We start from the raw sequence: 18,535 nt of genomic DNA on the forward strand, positions 1-18,535 counted from the left end.
CGGTACGCGGCCGGTCCGGGCGGTCGCCGGTGGCCGGAGGTGGACGGACCAGGTGATCGGCCGGTGGCCGCGCGCGGGAGGTCGCGCTGTGCGCAGCGCCACGCCCGCCCGACCTCCCGGCCGCCGTCGGGCAGGAGGATCCTTGCCCGGTGCTGTCTCTTCCCGTCCTCGGCTGGGTGGCGCTCGGCCTCGGCGCGCTGGTCGTCGGCCTGAGCAAGACCGCGATGCCCGGGGCCAACACCGTCGCCGTCGGACTGTTCGCCGCCGTCCTGCCCGCCCGGGCGTCCACCGGCGTCCTGCTCGTCCTGCTCATGGTGGGCGACCTGTTCGCCGTGTGGTCCTACCGCCGTCACGCGGACTGGCAGGTGCTGCGGCGGCTGGCGCCGCCGGTCCTGGCGGGCCTGGCCGCGGGGACGGCGTTCCTCGCCGTCGCCGGCGACGCCGCGGTGCGCCGGGCGATCGGTGCGATCCTGCTGGCGCTGCTCGTCGTCACGGTGGTGCGGCGTGCCCGGGCCGGGCGCCCCGGGCCGGGGGAGGTCCGCGCCGGGCGGGTGCGCCGCCGGGTGACGTCCGGGGCGTACGGCACGCTCGGCGGGTTCACCACGATGGTGGCCAACGCCGGCGGACCGGTGATGTCGCTGTACTTCCTCGCGACCCGGCTGCCGGTCATGACCTTCCTCGGCACCGCGGCGTGGTTCTTCTTCGTCGTGAACCTCACCAAGGTCCCGTTCATGATCGGCCTCGGGCTCGTCTCGCCCGGCTCGCTGCTGCTGGACCTGGTCCTGGTGCCCGGCGTCGTCGTGGGCGCGCTCGCGGGCCGACGCCTGGCCCCGCGCATCCCGCAGGTGCTGTTCGACCGGCTCATCCTCGCGCTGACGGTCGTGGCCGCGGGGTACCTGCTCCTCGGCTGAGCGCCGGTCACGGCCGCGCCGCGTCCGCCCCCGGGCGTTTGTTGCACGTCACACCTGAAAAGTCATACCTTTGGGCTCGATGGTGGACGGACGGCCCCGAGGACGGAGGACGACGCCGCCGGGACCCGAGCCGACCGAGCCCGAGAGCCGTGGTGATGACATGACCTCCCGCATCCGCTCCGCGGAGGTCCTCATGGCGCGCCCGAGCCGGAACGCCACGCCCCTCGGCGCCATCACCGACGACGGCCACCTCCGGCCCACCGATCACCCCGGCGCCGCCGCCGGCCTCGGGGGCGACGTCGACGAGTCCGCCGCGGCCCCCGCCCCCGCCCACCTCCCCGTCGCCCGGACCCGCGACGGGGCCTGACCGATTGGTGAACCACATGAGACTGACCCACGCGACCCTGCCCGCCGGCCGCCTCATCGGGGCGGCCGCCCCCGACCGCACCGGGATCGTCCACCTGGGCCTGGGCAACTTCCACCGCGCGCACGCCGCGGTCTACACCGCCCGGGCGCTCGCGGCCGAGCCCGGCGACTGGGGCATCGTCGGCGTGGCCAACCGCTCGCGCCGCGTCGTCGACGCCCTGCGCGCGCAGGAGAACCTCTACAGCGTGCTCGAGCTCAGCCCGGCGGGGGAGCGCGCGGACGTGGTCGACGTGCACCGGCGCACCCTCGTGGCGGCCGACGACGCCGCGGAGGTGGTCGCCACGCTCGCCGACCCGGCGCACAAGGTCGTCACGCTCACCGTCTCGGAGAACGCCTACCACCGCTCCGCGCGCACCGGCGACCTCGACCTGGACGCCGCGGAGATCCGCGCCGACCTGGCCGACCCCACCGATCCCCGGACCACCATCGGCCTGCTCGCCCGCGGGCTCGAGCGGCGGGCGGCCACCGGGGGCGCCCCGCTGACCATCCTGTCCTGCGACAACCTCCAGTCGGCCGGGACCACCACGCGCCGCATGGTCGAGCAGTTCCTCGCCGCCGCGGGCGCGTCGCAGGAGGTGCTCGACTGGGTGGCCGCATCGGTGACCTTCCCCAACGCCATGGTCGACCGCATCGTGCCCGGCAGCACCGAGGAGACGCGCGACGGCGTGCGTCGCCTCCTCGGCGTCGACGACGCCGCCCCGGTGGCCGCCGAGGCCTTCACCATGTGGGTGATCGAGGACCACTTCGCCGCCGGCCGGCCCCGCTGGGAGGCCGCCGGGGCGATCTTCAGCGACGAGGTCGAGGCCTACGAGCTCGTCAAGCTCCGGCTGCTCAACGGCTCGCACTCCCTCATCGCCTACCTCGGCGCCCTCGACGGGCGCGAGACCATCCCGGCCTCGCGCGACCAGGGCTTCGTCGAGGAGGCGGTGCGCGCCGCCATCGCCGACGAGTACCTGCCCAGCATCGCCCTGCCCACCGGCTTCGACGCCGACGACTACGTCGCGAGCCTGTTCACCCGCTGGTCCAACCACTCCCTGGGTGACCGCACCTCCCGGGTGGGGTCGGACGGCTCGGCCAAGCTGCTCCAGCGCGTGCCCGAGCCCGCCCTGCGCCTGCTGCGCCAGGGCGAGACGCCGCAGCAGATGGCCCTGACCGTCGCGGCGTGGATCTGCTGCGTGGTGCCGCCGGCGGGCTTCGCGCCCGGCCCGATCGCCGACGCCATGCAGGAGCCCGCGCGGGCCCGCCTGGCCCAAGTCACGGCCGGCGCGCCGGACGTGCGCGGGCACGTCGGCGCCGTGCTGCACGGCGGCTTCTTCCCCGACGAGCTCACCGCCCACCCCGAGTTCGTCTCCCGCGTGGCCGACCTCGTCGAGGTGATCGTCACCCACGGCGTGCGCGCGGCCACCCGCGAGGCGCTCGCGGCCCGGCCCACGGTGCGGTCCTGACGGACCCGCAGCCCCCGAACCACCGGGGCCCCGCCGTCACGACGGCGGGGCCCCGGCATCCCCGGAACGACCACGAAGGAATGTTGATGAAGGCACTGACCATCCACGGCAAGACCGACATCCGCGAGGAGGAGGTGCCCACCCCGGAGCCGGGGGAGGGGCAGGTGCGCCTGCGCATGGCCTACGCCGGGATCTGCGGCTCGGACCTGCACTACTACTTCGAGGGGGCGAACGGGGAGTACGTGGTGCGCGAGCCGCTCGTGCCCGGCCACGAGGTCTCCGGCACCGTCGACCTCGACCCCTCCGGCGAGCTCGCCCCCGGCACCCCGGTGACCGTGCACCCGGCCACCTTCGGCACGCCGGAGGACGGGATCGAGGACCGCCGCCACCTCTGGCCCGGCGGGTCCTACCTGGGCAGCGCCTCGACCTGGCCGCACACCCAGGGCGGGATGAGCGAGTACCTCCTGGTCGGCAAGGACATGGTGCGGGTGCTGCCCGCCGGCCTCCCGCTGCGCCGCGCCGCCCTCGCCGAGCCCCTGGCGGTGGCGCTGCACGCGATCAACGTCGCCGGCGGCGTGGAGGGCAAGCGGGTGCTCGTCTCCGGCTCCGGCCCGATCGGGCTGCTGGCGGCGGCCGCGGCGCTCGCCAAGGGCGCCACCGAGGTGGTCGCCACCGACGTCCTGGCCGGCCCGCTCGAGCGCGCCCGCGCGCTGGGCGTGCACGGCACCGTCCAGGTCGGCATCGAGGAGATCCCCGCCCTGGCCTTCGACGTCGTGCTCGAGTGCTCCGGCGTGCCGGCGGCGATCAGCCCCGCCCTGGTCGGCGCCCGCCGCGCCGGCATCGTCGTGCAGGTCGGGATGGTCCCCAACGAGGCCCGCCCGGTCAACCTCGCCCCGCTCGTCTCCAAGGAGCTGCAGCTGCGCGGGACCTTCCGCTTCAACGACGAGATCGACGAGGCCGTCGAGCTGCTCGACGCCAACCCCTCCTTCGAGCGGGTCATCACCCACGACCTGCCCGCGGGCCAGGCCGTCGAGGCCTTCGCGGCGGCGCGCGACTCCGCCGCCTCGGGCAAGGTCGTCGTCTCCCTCTGGCAGGACTGACGGCGGGCGGGCCGTCCTCGGCGGGCGGCCCGCCTCGCCGGTCCGAGAAGCCCGCACAACAACACGGAAGCCCCCGGGTGAGACCCGGGGGCTTCCGCGTTGTTGCCTGACGCGGGCGACGTCCGCCGCCCGCGACGGTCAGGCGATGACGAAGACGATGGCGACGAGGACGAAGCCGACCACCGACTCCAGCGCCTGCTGGACCGTCCAGGTCTTCAGCGTGGTCTTGACGTCCATGCCCATGAGCCGGCCGACCAGCCAGAACCCGGAGTCGTTGACGTGCCCGGCGAAGACCGACCCGGCCGCGGTGGCCAGGGTGATGGCCACGATCTGCAGGGCGCTGTAGTCCCCGGCGGCGACGGCCGGCGCCATGAGCCCGGCGGCGGTCACGAGCGCGACCGTGGCCGAGCCCTGCGCGACACGCAGGATCACGGCGACGACGTAGGCCGCGATGATCACGGGCAGGCCGAGGTTGTCCAGGGAGTCCGCCAGCGCGTCGCCGATGCCGGAGGCGCGCAGGATCCCGCCGAACATGCCACCGGCGCCGGTGATCAGCGTGACCGAGCAGATGGGCCCGAGGGCCGAGTCGAGCACCTTCTCCAGCGCCGTGCCGTTCTCGCCGCGGCGCAGGCCGAGCACCCAGGTGGCCACGAGGACGGAGATGAGGAGCGCCACCGGGGACTTGCCGATGGCCGAGAGCACCTGGAACCAGGTGGCGTCGGCCGAGACCGTGCCGGCGGCGCGCAGGAAGTCCAGGCCGGTGTTCATGAAGATCAGCACCAGCGGCAGGAGCAGCACCGCGATGATCGTGCCGACCTTCGGGGGGTTGCGGGGCAGCTCGCTGTCGTCGGCGACGGAGCCGAAGAGCGCCGGCACCGGGAAGATGTGCTTGCGGCCCACGCGCTTACCCCAGAGGTAACCGGTGAGGTACCAGACCGGGAAGACGATGATGAGGCCGACGAGCAGGACCAGGCCGAGATTCGCGCCGTAGAGCTCGGTGGCGCTGACCGGGCCGGGGTGCGGGGGCGTGAAGACGTGCATCACCGAGAAGGCCGCGGCGGCCGGGATGCCGTAGAGCAGCACGTTGTCGCCGCCCATGCGGCGGGCCACGGCGAAGATGATCGGCAGCATGACGATGAGGCCGGCGTCGAAGAAGATGGGGAAGCCCATGATCAGCGACGCGAGGCCGAGCGCGAACGGCGCACGCTGCTCGCCGAAGACGTCGACCATCTTGTCGGCGAGCACCTTGGCACCGCCGCTGTACTCGACCATCTTGCCGAGCATGGCGCCGAGGCCGATGAGCAGGGCCACCGAGCCGAGGGTGCCGCCGAAGCTGCTGACCGCGGTGTCGACGATGAGGTTCGCGGGGATCCCCGTGGCGAACGCTGTGAGCAGCGAGACGAGGATGAGCGTGAGGAACGCGTGCATCTTGAACCTGATGACCAGGATCAGGAGCAACGCGATGGCGCCGGCCGCGATCCCCAGGAGCGGTCCCGCTCCCAGGGTCTGGGTCCAGTCTTCCATGGAGAGGTCTCCGTTGAGTCTCGGGCGGCCCGGAAGGAGCCGCGTGAGGGACAGGGTGGGGCAGCGGGCGATCACAGGTCCGGGCGCGGCGCATCGGCCGCTCGACTTTTCCGGACACTCTTGGTCGCGAGATGCTGGCCCACACAGTGACACAAAGGTCACACTTATGGCAAAGGTGCTGTCATCATGTGATGGCCGCGGGACGTCGACGCCCGGGCACGACGCCGCCGGCGCCGTCGTTGCGTGGGTCAGGAGGAGAGCACATGGTGGTCCGCGGGGCGCAGGAGAAGGCCCCGGTCCTGCACACCGACGTGCTCGACCGGCTCGGCAGCGACATCGCCCACGGCCACTGCCCGCCCGGCAGCGTCCTCACGCTCGCCCAGCTGGCCGAGCGGTTCGAGGTCTCGCGCACGGTGATCCGCGAGGCGGTCCGGGTGCTGGAGTCCCTGGGCATGGTGGAGTCCCGGCGGCGCGTCGGCGTGACGGTGCGCCCGGTGCACGACTGGAGCGTGCTCGAGCCCCGCGTCATCCGGTGGCGCCTGACGGGCCCGCAGCGCGACGCCCAGCTCCACCGGCTCACCGAGCTGCGCCTGGCGCTCGAGCCGACGGCGGCCCGCCTCGCCGCCCTCAAGGCGCCCGCGCCGGTCGGGGCGCGGCTGCTCGAGCTGGCGGCGACGCTGCGCCGGCTCGGTGAGGCGGGCGAGGGCGCGGGGGAGGACTACCTCGAGGCGGACATCGAGTTCCACACGCTCCTGATCGCGGCGAGCGACAACGACATGCTCGCCGCACTCCGGGGCGCCGTCACCGAGGTGCTCGCCGGGCGCACCCACCTGCACCTGACGCCGAAGGACCCGGTGCCGGTGTCGCTGGACCACCACGAGGCGGTGGCCCGGGCGGTTGCCGAGCATGACGAGGACGGCGCCGAGCGGCACGCGCGCGCCGTCGTCATGGAGGTCTGGAACGAGCTCCGCGACGTGCGGTTCACCCCGCCGCTGGACGGCGCCGGCGCGGCCGAGGCTGGTGCGCTGCCGGGCGGCCTCGGCGCCTCGGCGGGTGCTGACGCGGGCGAGCTCGGCGCGACCGTCAGCCCTGGCGCAGGCCCAGGCGGTCGATGACCTCGTCGGCGATCTCCTCGGGGGTGCCGGAGATGTCCACGGCGATGCCGTCCTCGTCGGCCCCCAGGGCCTCGAGGGTCTGGAACTGCGACGGCAGCAGCGAGGGCGGCATGAAGTGGCCCGTGCGGTGCTCCATCCGCGCCGCGATGAGCTCCGCGGAGCCGGTGAGGTGGACGAAGGTCACGTCGCGCTTCGGGCCGGCGAGGATGTCGCGGTAGGCCCGCTTGAGGGCCGAGCAGGTGACGACGGCGCGTCGGCCGGCGGCCTCCTGCTCGTCGAGCCAGCTGCGGATGGCACGCAGCCACGGCCAGCGGTCCTCGTCGGTCAGCGGGGTGCCGGCGGCCATCTTCGCGATGTTGGCCGCGCTGTGGAACTCGTCGGCCTCGGCGCTGACCCAGCCCAGCCTGCCGGCGAGGAGCCGCGCGACGGTGGTCTTCCCGGAGCCGGCCACGCCCATGACCACCAGGTGTCTCGCGCCGTCCGCGCTCATCGCTCCTCCTCCGTGTCGCCGCCGGACCGCGTTCTCACCGCGCCCCGACGGCAGCCAATCGTCGAAGGTCGCTCGTGATGTGCGTCTCGGCGGCCGGCGCGGGGGAGTCCCTCAGAGCACCTTGGAGAAGAACGCCTGGGTACGCGGGTGGCGCGGGTGGGCCAGGACCTCCCGGGGGTCGCCCTCCTCGACGATGACGCCGCCGTCCATGAAGATCAGACGGCTGCCGACCTCCCGGGCGAAGCCCATCTCGTGGGTGACGACCATCATCGTCATGCCCTCCGCCGCCAGGTCCCGCATCACCGCGAGGACCTCGCCGACCAGCTCGGGGTCCAGCGCCGAGGTGGGCTCGTCGAAGAGCATCATGTCGGGGTTCATCGCCAGCGAGCGGGCGATCGCCACGCGCTGCTGCTGGCCGCCGGACAGGTGCGCGGGGTGCGCCGTCGCCTTGTCCGAGAGCCCCACCCGCTCGAGCATCGCCAGCGCCACCCGCCGGGCCTCGTCCCGGCTGCGGCCGAGCACCCGCTCCTGGGCGATGGTGAGGTTGCGCAGCACGTCCATGTGCGGGAAGAGGTTGAACTGCTGGAAGACCATGCCGATGCGGGTGCGGATGCGGTCGACGTCGACCTCGGGGTCGAGGATGTCCACCCCCTCGATGCGGATCTGCCCGCTGGTGGGCTGCTCGAGGAGGTTGACCGAGCGCAACAGCGTCGACTTGCCCGAGCCGGAGGGGCCGACGACGCACACCACCTCGCCGGCCTCGATGGTGAGGTTGAGCCCCTTGAGGACCTCGTTGGTGCCGAAGCTCTTGCGCAGGTCGCGGATCTCGATGGCGGGGACGCCGGGCGGCAGGGCCTTGATGCGGCGGGCCCCGGCGGGCGCCGCGGACACGCCGGCCTCCTCCGAGCCGAGGGGTGCGGTCATCGCTGCCTCGCCATCTTCCGCTCGAGCACCGCCACCAGGCGGGTGAGCGGGATCGTCACGATGAGATAGAGCATGGCGGCCATGATCAGCGGCGTGCCGTTGGCGGTGGTGGTCAGCGCGTCGCGGGAGAACGTGGTCAGCTCCTTGGTGAAGACCGTCGACCCGGCGATGAACAGCAGCGAGGTGTCCTTGAGGAGCAGGACGAACTCGTTGGTCATCGGCGGGATGATGATCCGGAACCCCTGGGGCAGGATCACCCAGAACATCGTGCGCGCCGGGGACATCCCCAGGGACCGGGCGGCCTCGGACTGGCCCTTCGGCACCGCCTGGATGCCCGCCCGGATGACCTCGGCCATGTAGGCCGAGGCGACGAGGATGAGCCCGACGAGCCCGGCGCCCACCTGCCCGCCCGGCACCTGGATGCCCAGGGCGATGGGCAGCATGTAGGCCATCGCGAAGATCGTCAGCAGCGCCGGGACGCCGCGGAAGAACTCCACGTACGCCGTCGCGAACCAGCGGTAGGGCGCGACGGAGGACAGCTTCATCAGCGCCATGAGGACGCCGAGGACGACGCCGCCGACGAACGAGATCACCGTGAACAAGATCGTGTTCTTCAGCGCGATCGTGATGATCTGCGGCAGCTGCTCCCGGGCGATGTCGATCCGGAAGAACTGGTTGGCGACCCGCTCCCAGTCGGCGGCCAGCACGACGAGGAGCACGGCGGCGGCGAACACCGCGTAGAGCACCCCGCGGGTGAGGCGGCGCTTGGTGGTTCGGCGCATGCTCATGACGGACCCCCGGTGGGTCAGGAGGAGGCTCCGGCGGTCGAGAAGTACGAGTCGTAGATCTTCTGGTACGTGCCGTCGTCGCGCAGGGTCTTGAGCTCGGTGTCGATCGCCTCGAGGAGCTTGGGGTTCTTGCCCTTGGCGAGGGCGAAGCCGTACTGCTCGTCGGTCTTGTACTGCTCGACCACCGTGTAGCTCGGGTCGGCCTTCTCGTGCTCGAGGTTGACCGGGTAGTCCTGGAGGATCGCGTCGATCTGCCCCGCCTGCAGGGCCGGCCACAGCTCGCCGTCGGAGGGGTAGTCGACGATGTTCGCGTCCGGGGCGTTCTTCTCGGCGTAGCTCTTGCCCGTGGTGCCCTGCTGGACGCCGACCTTCTTGCCCGCGAGGTCCTTGATCGAGGAGATGCCGGAGTCCTTCTTCACGAGCAGGGACTGCAGGGAGTCGTAGTACGGGTCCGTGAAGTCGAGGTTCTGCTTGCGGGCGTCGGTGATGGTGATGGCGGAGGCGCCGACGTCGCACTGGCCGGCGGCCAGCGTGGTGCCCGACTGCAGCGCGTCGAAGCTGACGTCCTGGACCGACAGGGTGACGCCGAGCTTGTCGGCGATCTGCTGGAGCAGGTCGATGTCGAAGCCGCCGTAGCCGCTGGGCTTGGAGGAGTCCTCCACCTCGAAGGGCGGGTAGGGCACGTCGGAGCAGACCGTCAGCGTGCCCTGCTTGACCAGCCCGAGGTCCGCGCCGCCCGCGGTGGCGCCGCCGGTGGTGCTGCCGCCGCCCTGCCCTCCCCCGCCGCAGGCGGCCAGCACGAGGGCGGCGCCAGCCACCAGGGCGCCGGCGCGGAAGTGACGAGCGGTCATGAGGGCCTCCCGAGGGTTGGCAGTCAACATAGTGCGGCTTGTCGGCGCATGGTGCCCGTCATGGCATCACGTCGATGTGACGACGAGGCGGCGCCGATGTTGCGAGTGTTGCAGATCACAGCGCACCCGGTCCAAGCAGTGGGCCACCGTCTCGGTGCGTGGGCGGCCGACGGCGCCGTCACGGCCGCGGGACGTTCCGCAGGTTCGACCGGGCCATCGCCATGACCTCGCCCATGCCGCCGCCGAGCACCTGCTTGGTCACCGCCGTGGCGAAGCCCCGGATCTGCCCGGAGGTGATCGACGGCGGGATGGACAGCGCGTTGGGGTCGGTGACGATGTCGATGAGCGCCGGGCCCTCGCGGCGCAGGCCGTCCTTGAGCGCCCTGCGCAGGTCGCGCGGGTCCTCCACGCGCACCGCGGGGATGCCCAGCGACATCGCCAGCCGCCGGTAGTCGACGGCGGGGGAGTCGGTGCCGTGGGAGGGCAGCCCCTCGACGATCATCTCGAGCTTGACCATGCCCAGGGTGGCGTTGTTGAACACGACGACCTTGATGGGCAGGTTGTACGTGCGCATGGTGATGAGCTCGCCCAGCAGCATCGACAGGCCGCCGTCGCCGGCGAGCGCCACGACCTGGCGGCTGGGCTCGGCGAACGCCGCCCCGATGGCGTGCGGCAGCGCGTTCGCCATGGACCCGTGGAGGAACGAGCCGATGACCCGGCGCCGGCCGTTGGGCGTGAGGTAGCGGGCCGCCCACACGTTGCACATGCCGGTGTCCACGGTGAAGACGGCGTCCTCGCTGGCCGCCTCGTCGAGCAGGACGGCGGCGTACTCGGGGTGGATGGGCCGCATCTTCTCGACGTTGCGGGTGTACGCGCCGACGACCTTGGTCATCATGTCGCGCTGCTTCTTGAGCATCCGCTCGAGGAACTTCCGGTCCGTCTTGCGCCGGATCTGCGGGATGAGCAGCCGCATCGTCTCCTTGACGTCGCCGTGCACCGGCAGGTCCAGCCGGGTGCGCCGGCCCAGGTGGCTGGCGTCGACGTCGATCTGCGCGGTGGTGACGTCCTGGGGCAGGAAGGCCTTGTAGGGGAAGTCCGTGCCGACCAGGACGAGGAGGTCGGCGCCCTCCATGGCGTCGACGCAGGCGCCGTAGCCGAGCAGGCCCGACATGCCGACGTCGAAGGGGTTGTCGTACTGGATGACCTCCTTGCCGCGCAGGGAGTGGCCGATCGGCGCGGCGGCCAGGTCGGCGAGCTCGAGGACCTCGGCGTGGGCGCCGCGGGCCCCCGCGCCGACGAACAGCGTCACCTTGTCGGCGTTGTTGATCGCCTCCGCCAGGGCGGTGACGTCGGCGGCGTCGGGCACGAGGCGGGCATGGCGCGGGGTGGGCACGACCGCCTGCTGCCCGGCGTCGTCGACGGGCTGGTCGGCGACGTCACCCGGCAGGGTGATCACCGCGACGCCCGGCTCGGCGATCGCGTGCTGGATGGCGGTGCGGGTCACCCGGGGCACCTGGTCCGGGCTCGAGACCATCTCCGAGAACACCGAGCACTCGGTGAAGATGCGGTCCGGGTGGGTCTCCTGGAAGAAGTCGGTGCCGATCTGGTCGCTGGGGATGTGCGAGGCGATGGCCACGACGGGCACCTTGTTGCGGTTGGCGTCGTACAGGCCGTTGATGAGGTGCAGGTTGCCCGGCCCGCAGGAGCCGGCGCACGCGGTCAGCTTGCCGGTGACCTCCGCCTCGGCCCCGGCGGCGAAGGCCGCGGCCTCCTCGTGGCGCACGTGCACCCAGTCGATGCCCGGGGTGCGGCGCACGGCGTCGACGACCGGGTTGAGGGAGTCGCCGACGATGCCGTAGATGCGTTCGACCCCGGCGGCGACCAGCTGGTTGACGAGGTGCTCGGCGACGCTGCGTGCCACAGTGTGCTCCTTCGGCTCGGGTTCGCCCCGATCCTGCCCCGGCCGGTGCGGTGCCGCAGGTCGAGCCCGGGCGTCAGGGCACGTGGGGGAGGTCGCGCCCCGCGCGGCGGCGCAGCACCGGCGCGGTGAACAGCGCGGCAAGCACGGCGAGCAGGCCCGAGACCGCGACGGTGCCGAAGCCCCCGACCGAGCCGGCGCGGTCGATCATCGCCCCGGCCACGGACGCCCCGACCGAGACGCCCAGGTTGATCCCGGTGCTCAGCCAGGTCAGCCCCTCCGTGAGCCGGCCGGGCGCGACGATGTGCTGGATGATCGCGTTGCCGTTGATGATCGTCGGGGAGATGGCGAACCCGGTCACGAACATCACCGCGGCCATGACGGGGAGCGAGCCGACGAGGAGGAACAGCGCGCTGCCCACGGCGAGCACGACGACGCCGAGCAGGAACCGCCGCCACGCCGGCCCCTCCCACACCTTGGCGCCGTAGAGCAGCCCGGCGATCATCGACCCCGTGGCGAAGATGCCCAGCAGGACGCCCGCCGCGCCCGGGCTGCCCTGCTCGGCGGTGAAGGCGACGGTCGCGACGTCGCTGGCGCCGAAGATGCTGCCCACGAAGACGAACACACCCACCAGGCCGGCCATGGCGGCCGAGCGCATGACCGAGCCGCGGGCGGCGCGGCCCTCGACGACGACGAGCGGGGGCTCCGTGGCCCGCTGCGCGAGGAAGGTGTAGCCGCCCACGACCACGAGGACGAGCGCGAGCGACACGCCCGCCCAGGGGGCGACGCCCGTCGCCAGCACGGTCGCGACGACCGGCCCGACGACGAACGTGACCTCGTCGAGCGCGGACTCGAGGGAGAAGGCGCTGTGGAGCTCACCGGGGGTGCGCACCACCTGGGTCCACCGGGCCCGGACGAGGGCGCCCATGGAGCCGACGGTGGCGCCGGCCACGGCGGCGGCGGCGTACAGCGTCCAGGTGGGGGCGCCGGTGACGGCGGCGAGGACCAGGGCGAGCAGGCCCGCGGCGCTCAGGGCCAGGGAGGGCGCCATGACCCGGGCCTGGCCGTGCCGGTCGACGAGCCGGGCCAGCTGCGGCGCGCAGACGGCCTGCGCGACGACGAACGTGGCCGCCACCGACCCGGCCGTGGCGTAGGAGCCGGTCAGGGCCGAGAGCATGAGGATGATGCCGAGGCTGATCATCCCGCCGGGGAACCGGGCGAGCAGCCCGGCGGCGGAGAAGGCCAGGGCGCCGGGGAGGGACAGGATCTGGCGGTAGGGCCCTAGCACGAGGACGATTCTGGCGCACCGCGTCCGCCGCCGAGACACGGTGCGCCGCCTGCTACCGGTGAGGTTGCCCACCCGCCAAGATGGCCCTCGTGCAGACCCCCGCCATCACCGACATCGACGCCCTCGCCGTCGCCCGCGCCGAGGCCCGGGCCGGCCGTGCCGAGGGTGGGGTGCCCATCGGGGCGGCCCTGGTCGTGGACGGAGCCGTGCTCGCCGTCGGGCGCAACCGGCGGGTGCAGGACGGCAGCGCCATCCGGCACGGCGAGACCGACTGCCTGGAGAATGCCGGCCGGCTGCCGGCGTCGGTGTACGCCCGGGCCACGATGGTCACCACGCTCTCGCCGTGCGACATGTGCACGGGCGCGATCCTGCTCTACAAGATCCCGCGGGTGGTCATCGGCGAGAACCGGACCTTCCGCGGCGGGGAGGACCTGCTGCGCGAACGGGGCGTCGAGGTGGTCGTGCTCGACGACGCCGAGTGCGTGAGCCTCATGCGCGACTTCGTCGCCGCCGAGCCGGGGCTGTGGAACGAGGACATCGGCCAGGAGTGAGCGGCCGTCGCCGGGGGGCGTGACGCCCGCCCGGCGACCGGCGCCCCGGCCTGGGCGTTACTCGCCCAGCGCCGCGTCGACCACCTTCTTCGCCTCCGCCTGCACCGCGGTGAGGTGCTGCTCGCCCTTGAAGGACTCGGCGTAGATCTTGTACACGTCCTCGGTCCCCGAGGGCCGCGCGGCGAACCAGGCGTCCGCGGTGGTGACCTTGAGCCCGCCGATGGCCTCGCCGTTGCCGGGCGCGTCCACCAGCCGGTCGGTGATCGGCGCCCCGGCCAGCTCGGTGGCGGCGACGTCCTCGGGGCGCAGCTTGGCGAGCTTGGCCTTCTGCGCCTTGCTGGCGGGGGCGTCGATGCGGGCGTAGGCGCTGGCGCCGTACCGTTCGACGAGGTCGGCGTGGAGCTCGCTGGGGGACCGGCCGGTCACCGCGAGGATCTCCGAGGCGAGCAGCGCGAGGAGGATGCCGTCCTTGTCGGTGGTCCACACCGTGCCGTCCTTGCGCAGGAACGACGCCCCGGCCGACTCCTCGCCGCCGAAGCCGACCGAGCCGTCGAGCAGCCCGGGCACGAAGTACTTGAAGCCCACCGGCACCTCGATGAGGGTGCGGCCCAGCCCGGCCGCGACCCGGTCGATGAGGGCGGAGGAGACCAGCGTCTTGCCCACGGCCGCGTCCGCGCGCCAGCCCGGGCGGTGGGTGAAGAGGTACTCGATGGCGACGGCGAGGTAGTGGTTGGGGTTCATCAGCCCGCCGTCGGGGGTGACGATGCCGTGCCGGTCGGAGTCGGCGTCGTTGCCCGTGGCGATGTCGTAGGGCGTCTGCCCGTCGGTGGGGCGCATCTTGTCCCGCAGCGACGCCATCGCAAAGGGGGAGGAGCAGTCCATGCGGATCTTGCCGTCCCAGTCCAGCGTCATGAACCGCCAGGTCGGGTCCACGGCCGGGTTGACCACGGTGAGGTCGAGGTGGTGGCGCTCGCCGATCGCGGCCCAGTACTCCACCGACGCCCCGCCCAGCGGGTCCGCGCCGATGCGCACGCCGGCCTCGCGGATGGCGTCGAGGTCGAGGACGTTGACGAGGTCGTCGACGTAGGCGCTGAGGTAGTCGTTCTTGCGGGTGCTCTCCGCGGCGATGGCCCGCTCGAACGGGGTCCGGGACACCTCCTGCCAGCCGCTGCGCAGGATCTCGTTGGCGCGGGCGGCGATGACGGAGGTGGCGTCCGAGCCGGCCGGGCCGCCGTGCGGGGGGTTGTACTTGAAGCCGCCGTCGCGCGGGGGGTTGTGCGAGGGGGTGACGACGATGCCGTCGGCGCGGCCCGGGCCCTCCACCCGCACCCCGCCGGTGGTGCCGGCGCCGTTCGCGCGCAGGATGGCGTGCGAGACGGCCGGGGTGGGCGTCCAGGAGTCGCGGGCGTCGACGCGGACCTCCACCCCGGCGGCGCTGAGCACCTCGATGGCGGTGCGCCAGGCCGGCTCGCTCAGGGCGTGGGTGTCCCGGCCGATGAACAGCGGGCCGTCGATGCCCTGGGAGCGGCGGTACTCGACGATCGCGGCGGTGGTGGCCACGATGTGCGCCTCGTTGAAGGCGCTGTCGAGGCTGGAGCCGCGGTGCCCGGAGGTGCCGAAGACGACCTGCTGGGCCGGGTCGTCGGGGTCCGGGGTGAGGTCGTAGTAGGCGGAGACGACCTTGTCGACGTCGATGAGGTCCTCGGGCTGGGCGGGAGTGCCGGCGCGCTCATGCATGGAGCCGATCCTGCCACCGGAGCCCCGGGGAACGCCCGAGATAGCGCGGTCGCCGCCGCCGGCTCGCCCCCTGTTCGTGCGTCCTCCACCTGGGGGTTCCTCGCCGTTGAGCCCGCGCGCCGCCCGCAGCCGCCACCCGCGACCGCCGCGGCCGACCGCCTGCCCGGCCGCCCGCGGCTGCCTACGCTGGGGCCATGACACTTCCCGACGTCCCCGGCACCCCGGTGACCATCGCCGACCTCGACCCCCAGCAGCCCGTCCCGGAGGGCTTCGTCCTGCTCGACGTGCGCGAGCAGGACGAGTGGGACGCCGGTCACGCGCCCGGCGCCGTGCACATCCCCATGGGCGAGCTGCCGGCCCGGGTGGACGAGCTGCCGGACGGCGAGCTGCTGGTGGTGTGCCGCTCCGGCGGCCGCTCGGCCCGCTCGGCCGCCTGGCTCAACCACTCCGGCTACGACGCCTACAACGTCGAGGGCGGCATGAAGCAGTGGCAGGCCGCGGGGCTGCCCCTCACCGCCGAGGACGGCCGCACAGCGACCGTCCTCTGACGTCCCGCCCGGCGCCGCGGCGAGCAGCGGGGGAGACGGCCCGGCGCCGTGGCGAGCAGCGGGGGACGGCGCGGCGCCGCGGCGAGCGGCCCGCCGGTGCCCTCGTCGGGGCTCGCCGTCGTGACCCGTACGCTTGGGCCCCATGGGTAAGAAGAGCCGCAAGAAGTCCGAGGGCACGCCGAAGCCGAAGCGCCAGGAAGTCCCCTACGTCGAGCGGCCCTTCGAGGGCCTGCCCGGCGAGACCGACCTGGTCGCGCTGCGCGAGGTCGTCCCCGCCGCGTCGGTGACGGTCCGCACCACCGAGGAGCACGGCGCTCGCGAGGTCCAGCTCGTCACCCTCCTGCCCGACACGCTGCCCGCGCTGCACCGCGAGGACGGCACCGTGCTCGTCGCCCTGCAGACGCCCCAGCACTCCGGCGACGCCTCGCGCGACGTCGCCGCCGCCCTGCTCGACGCCCTCGCCCTCGAGCCGGGCACCCCGCTGACCAACGCCGGCCTGCCCGAGCCGGGCCCGCGCCTGCAGGACGTCCTGGACACCTCGGTGCCCTTCGAGGTCACCGTCCACGACACCTTCGACTACTGGCTCGCCCCCGGCGCCGCGGAGGACCCGGAGGTCGCGCACGCGCTCGAGCACGCCAGCGAGGAGATCGTCCCCACCGTCAAGATCGACGGCGTCGACTCGGCCTACTGGGTGCGCATGGGCGCCCGCGAGTTCCTCCGCTGGGCCCGCCCGGAGGACCAGGAGCGCGTCCTCGACGCGATCGCCCGCCTGCACGCTGCCCGCGAGTCGGCCATCGACGAGGGCTCGAAGTTCATCGGTGCCTTCCGCGCCTGCGGCATCCTCATCCCCGTCTGGGAGCTGGCGCCGGGCACCGAGGCCGAGGAGATCGCCGAGCCGCTGCGGGCCTTCGAGAAGAAGCTGGAGGAGGCCCTGGCGTCCGACGCGGCGCTCACCGCCGACGAGCGCCGCGCTCGCGCCGGCATCGTCTCCCGCCAGGTGAGCCTCCGCTGACCCGCTGACCTTCCGGGGCGCGGGCGCCTCGTGCGCTGACGCGCCCCACCAACCGTCGGGGTGCGGACCGGTGGTCCGCACCCCGACGGGCTGTGTTCCTGCTGCTTACTTGCCGGTGTAGGTGAAGGTGAGCAGGGAGCCGGGGTTCTCGAGCTCGGTGGTGGAGTCGCCGTCGGCGCCGCGGGCCAGGCCGCCGGAGTCGGTGGCCACGATGATGGTGGCGCCGTCGGGGCTGATGGCGGTGTCGCGGTAGCGGTTGACGGAGCGGAACAGCCGCTGGGAGTCGCCGACCTTCTCGCCGTCGTCGGCCAGGTCGACGCGGAAGAGCTCGCCGCTCTTGAGGGTGGGCATGAGCAGGGAGTTCTCCCAGCCCGGGATGGCCGTCGCGTCGTAGTGCTCGAGGCTGGAGGGGGCGATCGTCGGGTAGCAGATGAAGTACATCCCGGAGGTGTCGCAGTCGTCGCCCTTGAAGTCGTGGTTGTCGGCGACGGTGAAGTACGTGCGCAGCGGCTCGACGAAGTTCGCGGCCGTGAAGTCGTGCTCGAAGTACTGCGGGACCTCGTCGGGGATGGTGAACCCGTCGTAGGGCAGCGTGGTGCCGGCGGACCAGTCACCGAAGACGTAGGCCTGGTCGTCCTTGTAGCCCGAGACGTAGGGCCAGCCGTAGTTGCCGCCGGCCTTGAGGAGGTTGAGCTCGTCGTCGCTCTTGGGGCCCTGCTCGGAGGAGTAGAGCTTGCCGTTGGCGAAGGTCAGCCCCTGGGGGTTGCGGTGGCCGTAGGTCAGGACGTGGCTCGTGACGCCGTCGAGCTTGGGGTTGTCCTTGGGGATGGAGCCGTCGAGGTTCAGGCGCAGGGTCTTGCCCTGGTAGGCGGTCCAGTCCTGGGCGTCGACCTCGTCCTGGGTGGGCAGGCGCTGGGCCTCGTTGGGCTTGTAGGCGTTGAGGTCCTGGTTGTTCCCGCGGTCGCCGATCGTGTAGTAGAGCTTGCTGTCGGGGCCGAAGACGAGGCGCCCGGAGTTGTGGTCGTCGCTGGCGGGCATGCCCTCGATCAGGGTCGTCGGGTCGACCAGGGTGTTGGTGCCGGCGTCGTAGGTGTAGCGCACCAGGCGCTGGCGCCGGTCGAGCTCCTCGCCGGCCGGGCCCACGCCGCCGCCGTCGTAGGTGTAGGACAGGTAGACGTACTGGTTGTGCTTCTTGTTGTCCTTGAGCAGGTCCGGGTGCAGGGCCATGCCGAGCAGGCCGTCCTGCTCCCCGGCGGTGGTCATGACGTCGTCGATGGTCAGGATGATCGTCTTCTCGCCGGTGGCGGGGTCGACCTGGGTGACGTGGCCCGCGGTGCGCTCGGTGACCCACAGCTTCCCGCCGGGGCCGTAGAGCACCTCGAAGGGGTTGGCCAGGCCGGTGGTGAGCACCTTGCGCTCGAAGTCCTCCGTCACGGCCGGGGCCTGGGTGGTGCCGCTGCCGCCGTCGCTGGGCGGCGTGGCGGCTGCCAGCGCCGGGGCGGCGACCGCGGCGGCGGCCAGGGTGGTGAGGGTGGCGGTCAGGAGGGGACGAGGACGCATGGGGTATCTGCCTCTTTCCGAGAATGGGTCTGCGGCAGCAGCTGCCGAGACGGACTTACCACCGGGTCCCGCTGCGCTGATGCGCGGCGGTTTCAGCCTCGGTGGCCGCTCCCGGTGGAACGACTCGGGGACCGTAACCTTCCATGAAAGTAGTTGACAACTTAACTAAATGGCCCGCCGCGAGGCCTGGGGCACGGCCGGCCCCGCTCGGACCCTTCGGCACGTGGGGCGGAGTCGTCGACCGGGCGGGGAAAAGCCCAGGTGGGGCGGGGTAGTGCGGCGACCCCTCGGTGGACGTGGGGGCGCATGCCGGGAGGGTGCCGTTCCGGAGGGTGGGTGGTGGTGTG

17 protein-coding genes are annotated in these 18,535 nt (G+C 72.9%); 8 read left to right on the plus strand and 9 right to left on the minus strand.

What is annotated here, in order from left to right:
- The first annotated feature begins 149 nt into the window (after positions 1-149).
- The 4 genes from GD970_RS11460 to GD970_RS11475 all read left to right on the plus strand — a co-directional run bounded on the left by GD970_RS11460 (position 150) and on the right by GD970_RS11475 (position 3,882).
- Entirely contained in the window at positions 150-911 is a 762-nt protein-coding gene (locus tag GD970_RS11460; RefSeq protein ID WP_152203027.1) for a sulfite exporter TauE/SafE family protein, read from the plus strand.
- Positions 912-1,071: 160 nt separating this feature from the next.
- Positions 1,072-1,278, plus strand: a complete 207-nt coding sequence (locus tag GD970_RS11465) for a hypothetical protein (protein WP_152203028.1) — start codon at positions 1,072-1,074, stop codon at positions 1,276-1,278.
- Between the two features lie 16 nt (positions 1,279-1,294).
- A complete protein-coding gene (locus GD970_RS11470; protein WP_152203029.1) occupies positions 1,295-2,782 on the plus strand; it encodes a mannitol dehydrogenase family protein in 1,488 nt (495 codons plus the stop codon).
- Positions 2,783-2,868: 86 nt separating this feature from the next.
- A complete protein-coding gene (locus GD970_RS11475; RefSeq protein ID WP_152203030.1) occupies positions 2,869-3,882 on the plus strand; it encodes an L-idonate 5-dehydrogenase in 1,014 nt (337 codons plus the stop codon).
- 138 nt (positions 3,883-4,020) lie between these two features.
- On the opposite strand, the gene GD970_RS11480 is transcribed toward GD970_RS11475, so the two are convergent.
- Positions 4,021-5,406, minus strand: a complete 1,386-nt coding sequence (locus GD970_RS11480) for a GntP family permease (protein ID WP_152203031.1) — start codon at positions 5,404-5,406, stop codon at positions 4,021-4,023.
- Positions 5,407-5,669: 263 nt separating this feature from the next.
- Here GD970_RS11480 and GD970_RS11485 point away from each other — a divergent pair, with 263 nt between their 5' ends.
- Entirely contained in the window at positions 5,670-6,521 is an 852-nt protein-coding gene (locus GD970_RS11485; protein ID WP_152203032.1) for a FadR/GntR family transcriptional regulator, read from the plus strand.
- Here the strand turns inward: GD970_RS11485 and GD970_RS11490 are convergent.
- The 6 genes from GD970_RS11490 to GD970_RS11515 all read right to left on the minus strand — a co-directional run bounded on the left by GD970_RS11490 (position 6,490) and on the right by GD970_RS11515 (position 12,780).
- A complete protein-coding gene (locus GD970_RS11490) occupies positions 6,490-7,011 on the minus strand; it encodes a gluconokinase (protein WP_152203033.1) in 522 nt (173 codons plus the stop codon). The genes GD970_RS11485 and GD970_RS11490 overlap by 32 nt on opposite strands.
- A 111-nt stretch (positions 7,012-7,122) precedes the next feature.
- Complete coding sequence (locus tag GD970_RS11495; RefSeq protein ID WP_152203034.1) at positions 7,123-7,935, minus strand: amino acid ABC transporter ATP-binding protein; 813 nt, start codon at positions 7,933-7,935, stop codon at positions 7,123-7,125.
- Positions 7,932-8,723, minus strand: a complete 792-nt coding sequence (locus GD970_RS11500) for an amino acid ABC transporter permease (protein ID WP_152203035.1) — start codon at positions 8,721-8,723, stop codon at positions 7,932-7,934. Before GD970_RS11500 ends, GD970_RS11495 begins: the two co-directional genes overlap by 4 nt.
- 17 nt (positions 8,724-8,740) lie before the next feature.
- Positions 8,741-9,574: an ABC transporter substrate-binding protein gene (locus GD970_RS11505; protein ID WP_152203036.1), complete on the minus strand. Its 834-nt coding sequence runs from the start codon at positions 9,572-9,574 to the stop codon at positions 8,741-8,743.
- 178 nt (positions 9,575-9,752) lie between these two features.
- The gene (locus GD970_RS11510) at positions 9,753-11,495 is read right to left on the minus strand and encodes a pyruvate dehydrogenase (protein ID WP_152203037.1); all 1,743 of its coding nucleotides are present in this window, start codon (positions 11,493-11,495) and stop codon (positions 9,753-9,755) included.
- Between the two features lie 73 nt (positions 11,496-11,568).
- The gene (locus GD970_RS11515) at positions 11,569-12,780 is read right to left on the minus strand and encodes an MFS transporter (protein WP_152203038.1); all 1,212 of its coding nucleotides are present in this window, start codon (positions 12,778-12,780) and stop codon (positions 11,569-11,571) included.
- 89 nt (positions 12,781-12,869) lie between these two features.
- Between GD970_RS11515 and GD970_RS11520 the strand changes: the two genes are divergently transcribed.
- The gene (locus tag GD970_RS11520) at positions 12,870-13,331 is read left to right on the plus strand and encodes a nucleoside deaminase (protein WP_226925298.1); all 462 of its coding nucleotides are present in this window, start codon (positions 12,870-12,872) and stop codon (positions 13,329-13,331) included.
- 57 nt (positions 13,332-13,388) lie between these two features.
- Here the strand turns inward: GD970_RS11520 and pgm are convergent, their stop codons facing one another.
- Positions 13,389-15,068 (minus strand): phosphoglucomutase (alpha-D-glucose-1,6-bisphosphate-dependent), encoded by a 1,680-nt coding sequence (gene pgm, locus GD970_RS11525; protein WP_152203040.1) that lies wholly within the window; start codon positions 15,066-15,068, stop codon positions 13,389-13,391.
- Between the two features lie 194 nt (positions 15,069-15,262).
- Here pgm and GD970_RS11530 point away from each other — a divergent pair, with 194 nt between their 5' ends.
- Both GD970_RS11530 and GD970_RS11535 read left to right on the plus strand, forming a co-directional pair.
- Entirely contained in the window at positions 15,263-15,616 is a 354-nt protein-coding gene (locus GD970_RS11530) for a rhodanese-like domain-containing protein (RefSeq protein WP_152203041.1), read from the plus strand.
- A 142-nt stretch (positions 15,617-15,758) separates the two neighbouring features.
- Positions 15,759-16,628, plus strand: a complete 870-nt coding sequence (locus GD970_RS11535; RefSeq protein ID WP_152203042.1) for a DUF5926 family protein — start codon at positions 15,759-15,761, stop codon at positions 16,626-16,628.
- Between the two features lie 105 nt (positions 16,629-16,733).
- Here GD970_RS11535 and GD970_RS11540 read toward each other — a convergent pair whose 3' ends face one another.
- Positions 16,734-18,188, minus strand: a complete 1,455-nt coding sequence (locus tag GD970_RS11540) for a glucose/sorbosone family PQQ-dependent dehydrogenase (protein WP_152203043.1) — start codon at positions 18,186-18,188, stop codon at positions 16,734-16,736.
- Between the last annotated feature and the right edge of the window lie 347 nt (positions 18,189-18,535).

Source organism: Georgenia thermotolerans (assembly GCF_009193185.1).
Taxonomy (GTDB): domain Bacteria; phylum Actinomycetota; class Actinomycetes; order Actinomycetales; family Actinomycetaceae; genus Georgenia; species Georgenia thermotolerans.

Coding starts and splice junctions, on each gene's coding strand:
- GD970_RS11465 (WP_152203028.1), top strand. CDS start 1,072: ATGACCTCCCGCATCCGCTCCGCGGAGGTCCTCATGGCGCGCCCGAGC.
- GD970_RS11470 (WP_152203029.1), top strand. CDS start 1,295: ATGAGACTGACCCACGCGACCCTGCCCGCCGGCCGCCTCATCGGGGCG.
- GD970_RS11475 (WP_152203030.1), top strand. CDS start 2,869: ATGAAGGCACTGACCATCCACGGCAAGACCGACATCCGCGAGGAGGAG.
- GD970_RS11480 (WP_152203031.1), bottom strand. CDS start 5,406: ATGGAAGACTGGACCCAGACCCTGGGAGCGGGACCGCTCCTGGGGATC.
- GD970_RS11485 (WP_152203032.1), top strand. CDS start 5,670: ATGGTGGTCCGCGGGGCGCAGGAGAAGGCCCCGGTCCTGCACACCGAC.
- GD970_RS11490 (WP_152203033.1), bottom strand. CDS start 7,011: ATGAGCGCGGACGGCGCGAGACACCTGGTGGTCATGGGCGTGGCCGGC.
- GD970_RS11495 (WP_152203034.1), bottom strand. CDS start 7,935: ATGACCGCACCCCTCGGCTCGGAGGAGGCCGGCGTGTCCGCGGCGCCC.
- GD970_RS11500 (WP_152203035.1), bottom strand. CDS start 8,723: ATGAGCATGCGCCGAACCACCAAGCGCCGCCTCACCCGCGGGGTGCTC.
- GD970_RS11505 (WP_152203036.1), bottom strand. CDS start 9,574: ATGACCGCTCGTCACTTCCGCGCCGGCGCCCTGGTGGCTGGCGCCGCC.
- pgm (WP_152203040.1), bottom strand. CDS start 15,068: ATGCATGAGCGCGCCGGCACTCCCGCCCAGCCCGAGGACCTCATCGAC.
- GD970_RS11530 (WP_152203041.1), top strand. CDS start 15,263: ATGACACTTCCCGACGTCCCCGGCACCCCGGTGACCATCGCCGACCTC.
- GD970_RS11535 (WP_152203042.1), top strand. CDS start 15,759: ATGGGTAAGAAGAGCCGCAAGAAGTCCGAGGGCACGCCGAAGCCGAAG.
- GD970_RS11540 (WP_152203043.1), bottom strand. CDS start 18,188: ATGCGTCCTCGTCCCCTCCTGACCGCCACCCTCACCACCCTGGCCGCC.